Here is a 14264-nt window from a genome sequence, read left to right as displayed (position 1 = left end):
GTGATGAGCAAGAGGAAGAAGAACCAGAAGATTGAATCACCAAGATAATTCGCGATTATTGCTCGCGAATTATCTTTTTCCCTTTATTTTTGCAAAATTGGGATGCTCCCCTTTTCAAGTAGTTTAGTTATAGGGAAAGATTTCCTTTCTTGTTGTCTTGATTTTGTAAGCTTACGGTTACATTGGTTCAGGGTCTTTCATTCGTTAAATGCTTCAAGTTTGCTTAAATCGATAGGTCTGATTTGTTCTTTGTTGGAGTGTTCAATCTCCCTTACAAGGAAACTCTTGTCTGTTTGCACTACAACGTCTGGCTTTTCACTCTCGACTTGCAGTGAACTTTTCACTTGTGTGTCATCAATTCCCTCAAAATTTTCTTTCATAAAGCTTTCCTCTATTTGCACTATCTTGCAATTAGAATTCCCAAAGGGTGCAAGAAGGAAAGTATAGAACTCACTCCGCCGCAAAAAATCCCAAATGATTACCAACAGGACGCTCACGCATTGGTACTCTGGTATGTATTGGAGCGTTTAACACCTTTGAACCATTATTGGTTCCAATCACCAGTGTCGTTGATCCACCTCCATCTAAATTCAGTGCTGTGTAAACCCCCAAATCGGTGACAGTTTTTGTCAATTCAGCAATTGTGATTCCTTCGCTGTAAAGTGGTTGTTTTCCATCTACCAAAATCAGCCACAATTTTGTTCCTTCTCGATTGATAGCAGCTGCAACACGTGGATAAGGCTTATCATCATTTGAGTTATCATCAATTGCTTGACCGCGATAAACTAAAAGCTGGTTCCCTGCAACACCTTGAGTTGTACCTTCAGGACACTTATCACTTTTCAAGATTTGAGCACGATTTTGAGCAGAAAAGCACAACATGGGGAAATTTGCTTCGGGTGGTGAATAACGATATCCATTGGAGATAGCCTCGCCTATTGGATAGGAAGGATCACCACTGTGAGGATAGTACTCCCAAGGGGACTTTTCGTGGAAATGATGGAAAAAGCTAGCATTAATTGCTAATTGCAGCTTGAATTCTTTGAGAAAATCAGAGGTTTTCCGTGCGCTTGTTTCTCTATCCGTTGGTTTTGGTTCTCCTGGAGTGACAAGTGCTTTCACTCCTGGTGTTTTTAAGTCAATGGTGACAATGTGGATCATTGTTGGACGTGGTGTCGAGAGAGGATAACGTTTGTAAACAATTCCACGAAACAAAACTTGCTCCATATCCGTGCGGGAAGGACGCAGAAAACACCGCCACCCGTAGAATATGAGTGGTGACAATAGCAGACCTAGTAAACCTATCCCGATAGCTAGTAAGAATCGCCGTGTGTAAACTTTGTATCGATAATGCATTGCTTGATGGAAGTAAAGCTATTCTTGGCGATAGTGCACCTGTGATAACAACTTCTTCTCGATTACAATCTGATACAAAATAATGAAGAGTTGTTTACCTAGTTTACTTCGTCGATATTCAGATTGAGTTTGTTGCGATATCAGGACTTTTGTATGGTTTTGTTGCCGGAAATACCGTAGTCAAAATAAAAACTTTGGGAATAAAGATGGTAAAATTAACCATATATTTATTAATTTTACGTAAAATTTTATGCCAAGACGTTACGGCGTGCGTTCGGCAAGACGTTACCTTTTGACTGCTGCTAGCGTTGTGCTGATGGGTGTATTAGGGTACTGCCAATTCATGAGTAGTAGCACGAAGGTGGTTGCTGAATCTCCTGTGTTTCAGTCAGAATATGAGATATCGCAAAACACATTCAAGATGGATGATGAAAAACTCGTTGCTGCTAACACTAAGTTTGGCTTTAAACTGTTTTCAGAAATTCTGAAAACAGACGCTGATAAGAATGTTTTTGTCTCCCCTTCAAGTGTAGCGATCGCCCTTGCCATGACCTACAACGGCGCTAGTGGTAGCACACAACAAGCAATGGCTAAAGCACTTGAGTTACAGGGGTTGAGTTTGGAACAAATCAACTCCTCTAACGCGGTCTTAAAAGAATTCTTAGAAAACCCCGATCCAAAAGTGCAACTAACTATTGCTAACTCGCTTTGGGCAAGGCAAAACTTTCCTTTTAAACCAGAATTCTTGCAGACAAACCAGGAATTCTACAAAGCTGAGGTGAGCAATTTAGACTTTAGCGATCCAGGTTCACCTGCTATTATCAATAACTGGGTAAAAGAGAAGACAAGCGGGAAGATAGACAAGATTGTTGAAGAGATTACACCCGAGCAAGTGCTATTTCTCATCAACGCCATCTACTTCAAAGGGAGCTGGACAGAGAAATTCGATAAAAACACAACAGCTAATTATCCCTTTAACCTCATATCTGGCGAGCAGAAACAACACCCGATGATGTCGCAAACGGGTGACTATAAATACTACGAAACGGAAGAATTTCAGGCAGCTAGTTTACCTTACGGCGATAATGGCAGAATCAGCTTTTATATTTTCCTGCCTAAACAGAACTCTAGCCTAACAGCCTTCTATCAAAACTTGAATACTGAGAACTGGGAACAGTGGATGACTAAGTTCAGCAAACGGGAAGGCTTTATTCGCTTACCCCGCTTTAAAATGGTCTATAACATTGAACTCAATCAGGCGCTGAAAGCTTTAGGTATGGAGGAGGCTTTCAGCAAGAAAGCAGATTTTTCAGCGATGAGTGAAGAAAAACTCTTCATTGACACTGTTCAACATAAAACTTTCGTCGAGGTGAATGAAGAAGGTACGGAAGCAGCAGCAGTGACTTCAGTGGGAGTACGCACAACTTCTGTGCAGTTGAAACCAGAACCATTCCAGATGATTGTTGACCGTCCTTTTTTCTGTGCGATTCGCGATAATCAGACAGGAAGCGTTTTGTTTATGGGTTCAATTGTAAACCCAGAGTCTTCTGACTAGGTGCTGTCAACTACCCCTACCTGCCTAACGGCGCTCGGTAGGGGCTTGCAAGAACCAGCTTGCAACGCAAGAGATGACTAGCCCATGAGACTTGTTCTGTTACAGACTTCCGAATGTTTCCCTAGTTCGGATTATCTCCAAGCTTACTGGTTGTAAGCGCTTGCAGAAAGGACATGCTGAACAAGTTGGGCTAAGGGACAAATAACTTTACTCGGAGGTTTATCACTTTATGCGAGTATCAGTACTAGACAAAGACGGAAAACCACTTATGCCAACAAAACCTAGCCGTGCTAGACGTTGGCTCAAGGAAGGCAAAGCCAAGATTGTATACAACAACCTGAATGTTTTCTGCATTCAGCTATTAGTCGAACCATCTGGTTATCACCAACAATCAATTGCTTTAGGATTAGATCCGGGCAAAAAGTTTACAGGTGTTGGTGTCCAATCAGTCAAGTTTACTTTGTTTATGGCGCATCTCATCTTGCCATTCTCAGATGTCACAAAAAAGATGTCAGGGAGGCTGATCCTACGACGTGCTAGACGTGGCAGACGCATCAACCGCAATGTTGCATTCAACAACAGAGCACATCGTCAAAAGCGTTTCGATAACCGTAAACAGAATAAATTGTCACCCAGCATCCGCGCTAACAAAGAGATGGAACTGCGAGTCACTAAAGAATTGGTAAAACTATTTCCTATTACCCAAATTACCTACGAATACGTTAAGGCTAGAGGTGACAAAGGGTTTAGTCCGGTAATGGTTGGTCAAAAAGTAATGTTGCAATGGTTGGAGAAAATTGCACCGACTAATGCGCAAGAAGGTTGGCAAACTTCAATCCTTAGACAACAGCTAGGACTAACTAAAGACAAGAAAAACAAGGAGAAACAAACTCCTGAGACTCACGCTTATGATGGAATCGCGCTAGCAGCAAGCAATTTCATGAAATTCGAGAAGTTCCACACTGCTAATACTCGTGGACATCACTGGGTGGGAGATGTGGCGATTACGTCTGCACCATTCCGTGTCATTGCACGTCCTAACTTGTTTCGTCGCCAACTCCATTTTGAGAATCCGGTTTCGGATGCACCCAAAAACAGAAAGCGAAAAGGTGGGACAGTGACACCGTTTGGTTTGCGCTCTGGTGATTTGGTTAAAGCCGAAAAGGCAGGCAAGTTTTATATCGGTTGGGTTGGTGGTTATACCCAAACAGCTAAAACCAAAAACGTTTCAGTCTATGACCACAATTGGCACAGGCTTGGACAATTTAGCCCGTCGAAAGTACAGTCAATCAAACGAAGTACGCGATTATGCATCAAGCCGTAAGTCATTGGACGACTCCGTTCCTCCGTCGTCCCGGCAACCTCGCCCAGGCTACTCCACTTCGTTCCGTTGAGCCTGGGGACTCCCGCAAATCTGTTGAAAAAAAAGCTTCTTATTTTCCGGAACAGACAAACCTCTGATTGTAGATATTGTTAGTTGAGTGCTTTATAACTAAACATCTATATGAGCCGCAGGGGATATAACCCCAATCTCTATGGAAAACCCGGTTACAACAACCGGGTTTTTGGCATTATGTGCAGTTTTAAGAATTGTTACGTTGCATTACAATATCCTTGAATGACGCAAGACTAGCACAAGGTACGCTCAGTGGTTTATCAAACTTCTTCTAATACAGCATCTATCTTAGGTCAGAAAGAGGTAGATTTTATCATCATTGGTAGTGGTATTGGCGGTTTAAGCTGTGCAGCTCTTCTGGCACGGTATGGCTTTAATGTCACAGTGTGCGAAAGTCACTCAATTCCAGGTGGTGCAGCGCACGCTTTTGAGCGTGATGGATTCAAATTCGACTCAGGTCCATCGCTTTATTCTGGCTTATCCTACAGTCCCTCTGCTAATCCTCTCAAACAAGTACTAGATGCAATCGGTGAGGAGTTACCTTGCGTCACCTACGATACGTGGGGGTGCTATTTACCAGAAGGGTATTTTGACACCTCGGTTGGTGCTGACCAGTTTTGTGAGGTGCTAAAACAGTTTCGTGGCGATGAGGCTGTGGTTGAATGGCGTGAACTGCAACGTGTGATGGAACCATTGGCGCGTGCTGCAACTGCACTACCGCCAGCAGCCTTACGTCTTGATGTTGGCGCGATTATGACTGTGAGCAGATTTGTCCCGTCTTTATTCCAACATATTGCAGACATCGGCAAGCTCACAGGACCGTTTAGCCGAATTATGGACGGCGTTATCAAAGACTCTTTCATACGCAACTGGCTGGACTTGCTGTGTTTTCTTCTCTCCGGACTACCAGCAGATGGAACAAGTGCCGCAGAGGTAGCGTTTATGTTTGCAGATTGGTATCGACCAGGCGTCGTACTTGACTATCCTATAGGTGGAAGTGGTGCTTTAGTGAACGCCTTAGTACGGGGACTGGAACGACATGGTGGTCAATTGATGCTGAACGCTCATGTTGAGCAAATTCTTGTAGAAGGAAAGCGTGCAGTAGGTGTGCGTTTGCGTGGTGGGAAACAAATAAGAGCGCGTCGGGCAGTCATTTCTAATGCATCGGTATGGGATACGCTCAAGTTGATTCCACAAGAAGCATTACCAAAAAAGTTTCAGGAACGACAAGCAACACCTGAATGCGATAGTTTTATGCATCTCCACCTGGGTATTGACGCACAAGGATTGCCCTCTGACCTTGCGTGTCATTATATAGTTGTTAATAATTGGGAAAACGGTGTGACAGCTCCTCAGAACGTCGTCTTGATATCTATTCCCTCAGTTTTAGATCCCTCATTAGCACCACCCGGAAAGCACGTCATTCACGTTTACACTCCTGGTAGTGAACCTTATGAGCTGTGGGAAGGAATGAACCGAAAAAGTGAGGAGTATCCACGACAAAAGCAGTTACGTGCAGAAGTTATGTGGCAAGCCTTAGAACGAATTATTCCAGATATTCGCTCACGTTGTGATGTCACACTGGTTGGTACACCACTCACACACGAGCGCTATTTGCGACGCCATAGAGGTTCATATGGTCCTGCAATTCAGGCTGGAAAAGGTTTCTTTCCTGGTTCTGGTACACCTGTTCCAGGGCTTTTGTGTTGTGGAGACTCGACTTTTCCTGGTATTGGTTTACCAGCTGTGGCTGCTAGTGGGATGATGACTGCAAATACACTCGCACCTTTACACAAGCATGTCCAAATGCTTCAGGACATTGGTTACCTTGGTTAGTTCATAATTAATTTAGGTGTTATGTTTACAAAAGTTTATGTATTTAACTTGGTTAGACAGCAATTCTTGGCTGATTGAAATTGGAGGACAAAGGATACTTCTTGATCCTTGGCTAGTTGATTCGTTAACTTTTGGCGGTCAGAATTGGTTCTTTAAAGGCTCGCGATCGCAAGAACGCCCAATACCAGAGAACATAGACCTAATTCTGCTATCTCAAGGTTTAGAAGACCATGCTCATCCACCAACACTCAAGCAGCTTGACCGCAATATTCCAGTTGTAGCTTCTCCCAATGCTGCCAAAGTTGTACAGCAGTTAAATTATACTCAAGTCACAACACTTGCTCATGGAGAAAGTTTCACACTGAATCAAAGCGTTGAAATTAAAGCAACTCCCGGCTCACTGGTTGGTCTAAATTTGGTAGAAAATGGTTATCTCCTCAAAGAGTTGGAAAGCGGTTTGACACTTTATTACGAGCCTCATGGAAATCATTCCTCCACACTTAAGGAAATTGCTCCAGTGGATGTGGTTATCACTCCGTTAATTGACGCAGCTTTACCTTTGGTTGGCGCATTTATCAAGGGGAATAAATATGCCTTAGAAGTTGCTCAGTGGTTACAACCCCAAGTCATGCTCTCGACTGCAGCTGGAGGAGATGTCACTTTTGAGGGATTACTCAACTCTTTTCTTCAAATTAAGGGAAGCGTTGAGGAATTTCGTTCGTTATTAGAGAAGAACAATTTATCAACGCAGGTGATAGATCCTAAACCGGGAGAACGCTTTGAGGTGAAGTTAGAAAAACGAGTGTTGAATGTTTAAAGCCTCAACCCCTCGTGACCTGGCTCAGCCAGGTCATACCAACTCTAAAGCGGAGCCTCTGGTTCTCCTAAACGCGAGGCGGAGCCTCGATAACTCTATTCCCAGTCTGAGACTGGGAACAAGTCTGTGGGGCTTTTTCACCATCTTCTGTCAAAGAAAACATCACAATTTGTCGTCAAAACTCCTGCTCTTCCTCAAAAAACCAAATTTCTGCTATGAGGGTTATACCAATCAGCCAAAGAAAGCAAAAACCTGCAAACCAAAGCATTCCTGTCATTGTGCTCACCTCCAACCAAGACTTTTACTTATTGCGAAAAAACAAGTTTAAATGCAAGATAAACCAGAGCAAAGTTCATGATATTTTCGCTTTGCTATCTCCACTTTCTTGATTTCAATAAAGCGCTCTCTTTAAGATATCGATATTTTTATGCAATGATTCCTAGGTTGAAACAAAGTTTAAAAAAGACTTATGCAACCCTCGAAGCTTTCAGTTTTACGAATTCTGCTATAACGGAGAAGTTTAACGTCGTGAGGAGAAAATTAATGCGATTACTAGTAAGTGGAGTCATTCTGAGCTTTGGATTGTCTTCACTCGTTTTGCCAGAATCTTCTTTAGCTCAAGCACAGTCGTCAGCGTCGGAAACCCAAATAAACGCGATGGTAGAAGCACTGCGGCAAGCAGCACCGCCGAAAAGTGGTAGTAAAGATGATGGATATTACAGTGAATGGCGAGTCAAACCAGAAACCCTTAAAGGCTGGTCAAAAAATTGTCTCAAGAAGGAAGTGACACCAGCGCAGTTTGACAGTGATGCTGGGTTAGCACGCGAAGTGGTCTCATGTATTACACGCCGGGAGTTAAGTAAGCAGTTGGCTGCTAGTGGTAACAATGAAACGGCTGCTGTGCGTGGTGTTGCTTGTTGGTGGATGACTGGTAACTACACAGGCTGCAACAGCGGCTTCACTGCTGACTATGTGAAAAAAGTTGCAGGCTATTACCAGAAACCGGGTTCCAAACCATCATCTGGTACTGCTAAACCCGTAACCAGTCCATCTCCAAAATCTTGATTCGAGTTTGGTGTGGGTAGTTGATTTGAGTGAAGTTGCTCACGCGTTAGTCAACCTATTGCCTATGGCTTGCGCCACGGCTATCGCAAGAGCGGCAACGCTACGCGCTTGGGCAAAATGCTCAACTTAAATACTCGTTTTTGATGCAGAGTGTCATGTTTTGTTGAGCCTGAATGCCAAGGGAAAGCCGGATATAATCTATCTAGAATCAACAAGGTTGACCAACTTTGAGCAGGATTTATCCAAGGCACAGGATGCTGTGCCCCTACCTTGGTGGGGTGCAACAACAGAATCACTGTATGATTAAAAATCTGTATTAAATAGTACTTCCAACGATAGAAGATTCTGATTTTGATTTGACTCGCTTTTGTCGCTTGCTAATGAGTGGTCTTTTTTTCTGCTTTTCCATTACTTTACTCAAACCAACGGCTACAATGTATGTCATCTCTGCCGCTGCTTGATATGCTAGTTTCATATCTGCTTGTTGTTGGTTACTCATAGTTAATTTTGTTTATTGCTACTGTTTATTACTCTTTGATACAAACAATACAATGTTTGTTATTAACTAGACTTCATCCATTTGGGTCACCCAATCGGGTGATATCGAGGATGACTAGGTAAACTGCTAGTCATGATGAGATAATAAAAATTTGAAAAAATTATAAAAAAAATGAAGGGTAAATTAATTGTATTTGAAGGAGTGGAAGGTTGCGGTAAAACTAGTCAAATACAGCTCACGCAGGAGTGGTTACAAAGTTTTCAGACTTCGGTAGTTGTGACTCGTCAACCAGGAGGAACAGAGTTAGGGTTGTATCTGCGAAAACTTTTGTTAGAAACAGGCTCTCACTCTATTGTAGATAAAACCGAATTACTTTTGTATGCTGCCGATCGCTCGCAACACGTTGAGCAAGTTATCAAGCCAGCTCTCCAAGATGGGGCAATTGTTTTGTGCGATCGCTACACTCACTCTACCATTGCCTACCAAGGCTGGGGACGTGGTTTAGATATCAATTTAATTCATCAGCTAAACACCATTGCGACATCCGGGTTAGAAAGTGACCTAACTTTGTGGTTTGATGTTGATGTTGAGGTGGGACTTGCTCGAAAACGAGGAGGCGGGGATATATTCGACCGGATTGAAAAAGAGACAATAGACTTTCATCGTCGCGTCCAGCAAGGATATGCACACTTAGCCGACTCTCACCCAGAGCAAATTGTTCGTGTCGATGGTAGCTTGAGTCAAGAAGCTGTACAACAAAAGATTCAGGCAATTTTAACTGCTAGGCTAAAAGCTTGGATTGACTAAAAAAAGGATATTTATGGAGCACAACTTTAAAGAGCTTGCTGAACTTTACAAAAACGCGCTCCTCAATGATGTACTTCCATTTTGGGAAAAACACTCAATTGACTGGGAGCAAGGCGGCTATTTCACCTGTCTTGATCGTCAGGGGAAAGTTTATGACACAGATAAATTTATCTGGCTGCAAAACCGCCAGGTGTGGACTTTCTCCATGCTTTACAACCAGCTAGAAAAACGCGAAAATTGGCTGAAAATTGCTAGCAATGGCGCGAATTTTCTCGCACAACATGGTCGAGATGCTGACGGAAATTGGTACTTTGCGCTCACCCGTGAAGGAAAGCCACTGGTTCAGCCTTACAATATTTTTTCTGATTGCTTTGCAGCAATGGCTTTCAGCCAATATGCTCTTGCTTCTGGTGAAGAGTGGGCAAAGGATGTGGCTATGCAAGCTTACAACAACGTTTTGCGCCGCCAGGATAACCCCAAAGGCAAGTATACCAAAACATATCCTGGTACACGTCCGATGAAATCTCTGGCTGTACCGATGATTTTAGCCAATCTGACTCTGGAAATGGAATGGCTACTACCAAGCGAAACGCTTGAGAACGTCTTGACTGCAACTGTTCAGGAAGTGATGAGCGATTTTCTTGACAAAGAACGCGGCTTAATGTTTGAAAATGTTGCTCCGGACGGTTCGCACATTGATTGTTTTGAGGGACGGCTGATAAATCCCGGTCATGGTATTGAAGCGATGTGGTTTATCATGGACATTGCTCGTCGTCGCAACGATACTCAAACGATTAACCAAGCGGTTGATGTGGTGCTAAATATCCTGAATTTTGCTTGGGATAGTGAGTACGGCGGGTTGTATTATTTTATGGATGCAGATGGTCATCCGCCACAGCAACTGGAATGGGATCAGAAATTGTGGTGGGTTCATTTAGAATCTTTGGTTGCATTGGCGATGGGCGTTAAGCATAGCTCTGCCGTAGGCGATCGCCTAACAGGACGTAATGCCTGTCAGGAATGGTATGACAAGATCCATGATTACACTTGGTCACACTTTGCTGATCCAGAATATGGTGAGTGGTTTGGATACCTCAATCGGCGTGGAGAAGTGTTGTTAAATCTTAAAGGTGGGAAATGGAAGGGTTGCTTTCACGTCCCGCGTGCGTTGTATCTGTGTTGGCAACAATTTGAGGCGTTGAGTGGAAATTAAATTTATTAAATTTAAAGTGGAAGCCGCTATATCTGAATAAACGTCATGACTGTTGTCAAACCAAAGCGATTCACAATCGAGGAATATCATCGACTGATTTCACTCGGGTTTCTGACGGAGGTAGACAAAATTGAATTAATTCGAGGAGAATTGATCCAAATGGCTGCAAAGGGAACACCTCATACATTTTGTACAACTCGACTTTGCCGTCAATTTGATCGATTGCTAGGCGATAGAGCTGTCGTGCGTTGTCAAGAGCCTATCATTCTCCCGTCAGATAGTGAGCCTGAACCAGATGCAGTCATTGCGCGAGGAGATGAGGCTGACTATCTTGCTCACCATCCCTATCCCGAAGATATTTTGCTTGTTGTCGAAATTTCTGATTCTACATTGACTTATGACCAAACAACGAAGTTAACTCTATACGCAGAAGCCGGAATTTCTGATTACTGGCTCGTGAATTTGCAAGCTCGTCAAGTAGAGCGTTACAGTCAGCCTTATCAAAATATTCAAGGTGAGTTTAATTATCTGAGCAAGCAGATTTCTTTGGCGAATCAGTCAGTGTCAATTCCTGGGTTTGAAGATGCTTTATTGGACTTGAGTCGGATTTTTCCAGAGGGTACCGTTGGTGAGTGATTTGGTTGAGCATTGTAGCGATACTTGACGGCAAGTCGCGTTGTATCGCTAGTGTGAGGCATTGAGTTAGCAGGCGATTTCATCACTGAATGTTCTTACGATCAATCGCACTGTAATTTTGGATAGCTTTGAATAAGCAATCAAAGGCGAGTACAAGCTATTAATCATTCCAACGATCTATAATCTGTATCATTTTCTCTTCCGATATTAGTCTTTGCGATCTACCTTTCTGCTGTTCCCTCAATATGTCCAAGATTTCAGAAAAACGCTGGAAAGGTTGATTCTTCTTACCCTTACTAACTTCCTGTAACCTCACCACAACTTTCTTCGCTTTACTAGCACCAAGAAACAATTCCAGCTTGCGTTGCACCTGAAATGCAGTTTCTGGCTCTAAGATACGATTAAACGAATCCATTGGAGAGATGGGTTGAGGCAATTTTGCCTCTATTGTTGCAAGTAAATCAGCTTTAAGTTGTTCGAGCGCATTAAAAATAATTTTATTATTGTTATTGATGGAAGACTCTAAATTCTTAATCTGTAAGTCGATTTCAGACTGCTTTGGAGTTATGGACTGAGATGAATTTTGCTTAGTATCTTCAATTACTTGCAATATTTCTAGTTGCTGGCGAATAGCTGCTTGGTTTTTAGTGTTAGATACAAAGACTGTAATACGATCCGGCAGACGAGGATTGAGTTCACATGCTTTGAGATAAGCATAATATTCCAGATAGCCTGAAATTAGTTCATAATCATCTACACTTACTTGCTGCACTACTGGCACATTGACTAAACCACCCAATTCGATAATCGTATTCGCCAAAGCATCAATTTGAGTTGTTTTCTGTGCAGGAGCGAATGGCGGGCTTTTTACCTGAATACTGTCGATATCAACAATTGAAGTTAAGAGTTCCATTGTTATTGCCTTGAATTTATTAGATACGTGCAAGCTGCATCACTTCTTTAGCTAAATCCTTAAACTCCTCTGCTGCTGGAGAATTAGGTTCATAATCCAAGATAGAAATTGGATCGGGAATCAGCAAATCACCGACCTCTGCTAGTCTTTCAATCGCTTTAGATGTTTCGCGGCGCTCAAAAATTTTTGAATTTAATACTGGAAATCCATAATGTTTCTCAACAGTTTCTATCATTTTAGGCAGTGTATATTCTACAAACTTCGGCGAAGTTCCTACTTTAGAAGCAATCACACCAAGAATCTCTATTGGATCTTTCTTGATTGAGTCACGAAATTCATTCACGTCGTTTACAAAACGACGAACATTTCGTAAACCTTCATTAGCAAAAGGACGGAGGTCTGATGGAATCAAAAGATAATCCGCTGTAATCAACGCAATTCGTGCATAGAGATTGAGCGATGGGGGAGTATCAATTAGAACAACATCATACTGTTTACGAACTTCATCCAGCTTTTTTAGAAGTCTAGTTAGAGCTTGTGGCTGCTGAATTAGTTCCTGTTCGTGTTCCATTAAATCAATATGACTAGGAATTACATAAAAAGGTGGATTTGTAAATTCTGATTTCCGAGCAACCTCTGAAATTGAATAATCATTTCTGGATGCGATTACTTGGTAGATATAGTTATCTTTTAGATTGTCATGTATTTCATCTTGAAATTTAACCAACCCTGTTGCAAAAGTTGTGTTGGCTTGGCTGTCTAAATCAATTACTAAAACTCTCTTATTTTTCTTACTTAGCGCTGCGGCAAGATTAATGACTGTTGTTGTTTTTCCAACACCACCTTTATTATGATAAACAGCAAGCACTTTCATTAAATTACTCCTTATAAATAAATACTTTTTTATGAATTAGCGCTTTGAGGTCTGAAATCTGCTCATCTATGACTCCTAGAGTGCATTGCTGTAATAATGCTATGTCATTCTACACGTGTTTTTTGCCAGTCTTCGAGCGCATTGATGACAAAGCTAGCAGCTGGATGATTGAGGAACTGTTCTAGTGCTGAAATACTTCCAGCACTAAATGCGCTAAGGATGCGTTGAGTAAGAGAGGGATCATTGTCGATACGCTGAATGACCTCATTTGCAAAAGCGCATTTAGCTGTCATAGTATCGGTGCGGTAGGTCTGGGAGAGATGATCAAGGAGTGTTTGGATTTCTTTGGCAGCGTCAGCAAGGCTTTTAGTTTCTGGACTGTAGTTATACTGATTAGCCTGTTGACGAGCGTTATCGCGCATCTGATTAGAAAAATTAGCGATATTTGCTCCCTGTAAATTATTGGTGAATCCTTCTGAATTCGACATGGCAGTTGCCCCCACATTAACATTATTGATAGATGGTTTTCCAAGAGCGAGTCTCGCTAGCTCTATAATCTCAGCGTTGTGTTGTTTATACAACTCCATTGCTTGGGTAGTTGCCTGAAGTGTATAACTTGCTTTAACAAGTTGAAGCTGTTCTTCGTAGAAGCTTTTAGCGTCTTCTTGGTTAGCTTTGGGCAAGACTTCTAAGCGAACAGCAACTGAGCTATCACTTTTGGGTTCAAGCTCCTGAATGGCAAGCACTTTGTCAGTGTATTGCTGTTGTCGTTCTTGGAAAAACTGGAAAAATTCTGTGATTCCATAAGGGAAAACAAGTTCTTCGATTTCAGAGGCTTGCTTAAATTGTCTAGTGAATTCTCCAGGTTGAAACATTCTATCGCTAGGGTAGCGACTGTTAAACTCAAAGCCATAACCTTTTTTTAGGTAAATATAATCACATTCCACATCATCCAGTTGGGTCTTGCAATTGGTATTCCAATTTTGTAAGCAAGCACCAGTGAGATTTGCTCCTTTGAAATTACTTCCCAATGCTTGAGCCAAACTCAGATCTGCATTTTGAAGATTAGCTGCTTCGATAACAGCTAAACTGAGTTCGGCTTTGCTCAGGTTAGTTCTACTAAGATTAGTGCAGTTGAGACAAGCTTTGTTGAGTATAGCTCTGCTGAAGTTAGCTTCACTGAGATCGGCACAGCTCAGATAAGCTTCGCTAAGGTTAGCTTCAATGAGGTTAGCTTTACTGAGATTGGATCTGCTGAAGTTGGCGAACTTCAAATCAGTTTTGCTAAGGTTAGCAT

Annotated in this window: 14 protein-coding genes; 8 read left to right on the top strand and 6 right to left on the bottom strand. The window is 42.2% G+C overall.

Annotated features, from left to right (window positions below):
- Positions 1–197 precede the first annotated feature (197 nt).
- Both DP116_RS19730 and DP116_RS19725 read right to left on the bottom strand, forming a co-directional pair.
- Positions 198–380, bottom strand: a complete 183-nt coding sequence (locus DP116_RS19730) for a hypothetical protein (RefSeq protein ID WP_169156793.1) — start codon at positions 378–380, stop codon at positions 198–200.
- 70 nt (positions 381–450) lie between these two features.
- Complete coding sequence (locus DP116_RS19725) at positions 451–1356, bottom strand: phosphodiester glycosidase family protein (RefSeq protein WP_169156792.1); 906 nt, start codon at positions 1354–1356, stop codon at positions 451–453.
- 250 nt (positions 1357–1606) lie between these two features.
- Here DP116_RS19725 and DP116_RS19720 point away from each other — a divergent pair, with 250 nt between their 5' ends.
- The 5 genes from DP116_RS19720 (at position 1607) to DP116_RS19695 (ending at position 8025) form a co-directional block, all read left to right on the top strand.
- On the top strand, positions 1607–2911 hold the full coding sequence (locus DP116_RS19720) for a serpin family protein (RefSeq protein WP_169156791.1): 1305 nt from the start codon (positions 1607–1609) through the stop codon (positions 2909–2911).
- 229 nt (positions 2912–3140) lie between these two features.
- On the top strand, positions 3141–4235 hold the full coding sequence (locus DP116_RS19715) for an RRXRR domain-containing protein (protein ID WP_169156790.1): 1095 nt from the start codon (positions 3141–3143) through the stop codon (positions 4233–4235).
- A gap of 324 nt (positions 4236–4559) precedes the next feature.
- A complete protein-coding gene (locus DP116_RS19705) occupies positions 4560–6143 on the top strand; it encodes a phytoene desaturase family protein (protein WP_339381496.1) in 1584 nt (527 codons plus the stop codon).
- Positions 6144–6180: 37 nt separating this feature from the next.
- Positions 6181–6960, top strand: coding sequence for an MBL fold metallo-hydrolase (locus DP116_RS19700; protein ID WP_169156788.1), 780 nt, complete (start codon positions 6181–6183; stop codon positions 6958–6960).
- A gap of 543 nt (positions 6961–7503) precedes the next feature.
- Complete coding sequence (locus tag DP116_RS19695; RefSeq protein WP_169156787.1) at positions 7504–8025, top strand: hypothetical protein; 522 nt, start codon at positions 7504–7506, stop codon at positions 8023–8025.
- Positions 8026–8341: 316 nt separating this feature from the next.
- On the opposite strand, the gene DP116_RS19690 is transcribed toward DP116_RS19695, so the two are convergent.
- Positions 8342–8524, bottom strand: a complete 183-nt coding sequence (locus DP116_RS19690) for a hypothetical protein (protein ID WP_169156786.1) — start codon at positions 8522–8524, stop codon at positions 8342–8344.
- Positions 8525–8695: 171 nt separating this feature from the next.
- On the opposite strand from DP116_RS19690, the gene tmk reads away from it, so the two are divergent.
- From tmk to DP116_RS19675, 3 genes are read left to right on the top strand one after another with little or no spacing between them, the layout of a single operon-like run.
- Entirely contained in the window at positions 8696–9331 is a 636-nt protein-coding gene (tmk, locus tag DP116_RS19685; protein ID WP_169156785.1) for a dTMP kinase, read from the top strand.
- Between the two features lie 13 nt (positions 9332–9344).
- Entirely contained in the window at positions 9345–10544 is a 1200-nt protein-coding gene (locus DP116_RS19680) for a n-acyl-d-glucosamine 2-epimerase (RefSeq protein ID WP_169156784.1), read from the top strand.
- A gap of 45 nt (positions 10545–10589) precedes the next feature.
- Entirely contained in the window at positions 10590–11180 is a 591-nt protein-coding gene (locus DP116_RS19675; protein ID WP_169156783.1) for a Uma2 family endonuclease, read from the top strand.
- Between the two features lie 160 nt (positions 11181–11340).
- Here DP116_RS19675 and DP116_RS19670 read toward each other — a convergent pair whose 3' ends face one another.
- The 3 genes from DP116_RS19670 to DP116_RS19660 all read right to left on the bottom strand — a co-directional run.
- Complete coding sequence (locus DP116_RS19670; protein WP_169156782.1) at positions 11341–12093, bottom strand: hypothetical protein; 753 nt, start codon at positions 12091–12093, stop codon at positions 11341–11343.
- A gap of 19 nt (positions 12094–12112) precedes the next feature.
- The gene (locus tag DP116_RS19665) at positions 12113–12967 is read right to left on the bottom strand and encodes a ParA family protein (RefSeq protein WP_169156781.1); all 855 of its coding nucleotides are present in this window, start codon (positions 12965–12967) and stop codon (positions 12113–12115) included.
- A gap of 104 nt (positions 12968–13071) precedes the next feature.
- On the bottom strand, positions 13072–14264 hold a 1193-nt coding region (locus DP116_RS19660), incomplete at its 5' end, for a pentapeptide repeat-containing protein (protein ID WP_169156780.1).

The sequence above is a fragment of the Brasilonema bromeliae SPC951 genome (assembly GCF_012912135.1).
GTDB classification, from domain to species: domain Bacteria; phylum Cyanobacteriota; class Cyanobacteriia; order Cyanobacteriales; family Nostocaceae; genus Brasilonema; species Brasilonema bromeliae.
Note: the sequence above shows the minus strand (reverse complement) of the source record. Positions and strands in the feature narration are given on the sequence as shown.

Bases quoted from the DNA above. Each gene is read 5' to 3' on its own strand.
- DP116_RS19720 (WP_169156791.1), top strand. From the start codon at position 1,607: ATGCCAAGACGTTACGGCGTGCGTTCGGCAAGACGTTACCTTTTGACT.
- DP116_RS19730 (WP_169156793.1), bottom strand. From the start codon at position 380: ATGAAAGAAAATTTTGAGGGAATTGATGACACACAAGTGAAAAGTTCA.
- DP116_RS19665 (WP_169156781.1), bottom strand. From the start codon at position 12,967: ATGAAAGTGCTTGCTGTTTATCATAATAAAGGTGGTGTTGGAAAAACA.
- DP116_RS19670 (WP_169156782.1), bottom strand. From the start codon at position 12,093: ATGGAACTCTTAACTTCAATTGTTGATATCGACAGTATTCAGGTAAAA.
- DP116_RS19680 (WP_169156784.1), top strand. From the start codon at position 9,345: ATGGAGCACAACTTTAAAGAGCTTGCTGAACTTTACAAAAACGCGCTC.
- DP116_RS19675 (WP_169156783.1), top strand. From the start codon at position 10,590: ATGACTGTTGTCAAACCAAAGCGATTCACAATCGAGGAATATCATCGA.
- DP116_RS19715 (WP_169156790.1), top strand. From the start codon at position 3,141: ATGCGAGTATCAGTACTAGACAAAGACGGAAAACCACTTATGCCAACA.
- DP116_RS19700 (WP_169156788.1), top strand. From the start codon at position 6,181: ATGTATTTAACTTGGTTAGACAGCAATTCTTGGCTGATTGAAATTGGA.
- DP116_RS19725 (WP_169156792.1), bottom strand. From the start codon at position 1,356: ATGCATTATCGATACAAAGTTTACACACGGCGATTCTTACTAGCTATC.
- DP116_RS19695 (WP_169156787.1), top strand. From the start codon at position 7,504: ATGCGATTACTAGTAAGTGGAGTCATTCTGAGCTTTGGATTGTCTTCA.
- tmk (WP_169156785.1), top strand. From the start codon at position 8,696: ATGAAGGGTAAATTAATTGTATTTGAAGGAGTGGAAGGTTGCGGTAAA.
- DP116_RS19690 (WP_169156786.1), bottom strand. From the start codon at position 8,524: ATGAGTAACCAACAACAAGCAGATATGAAACTAGCATATCAAGCAGCG.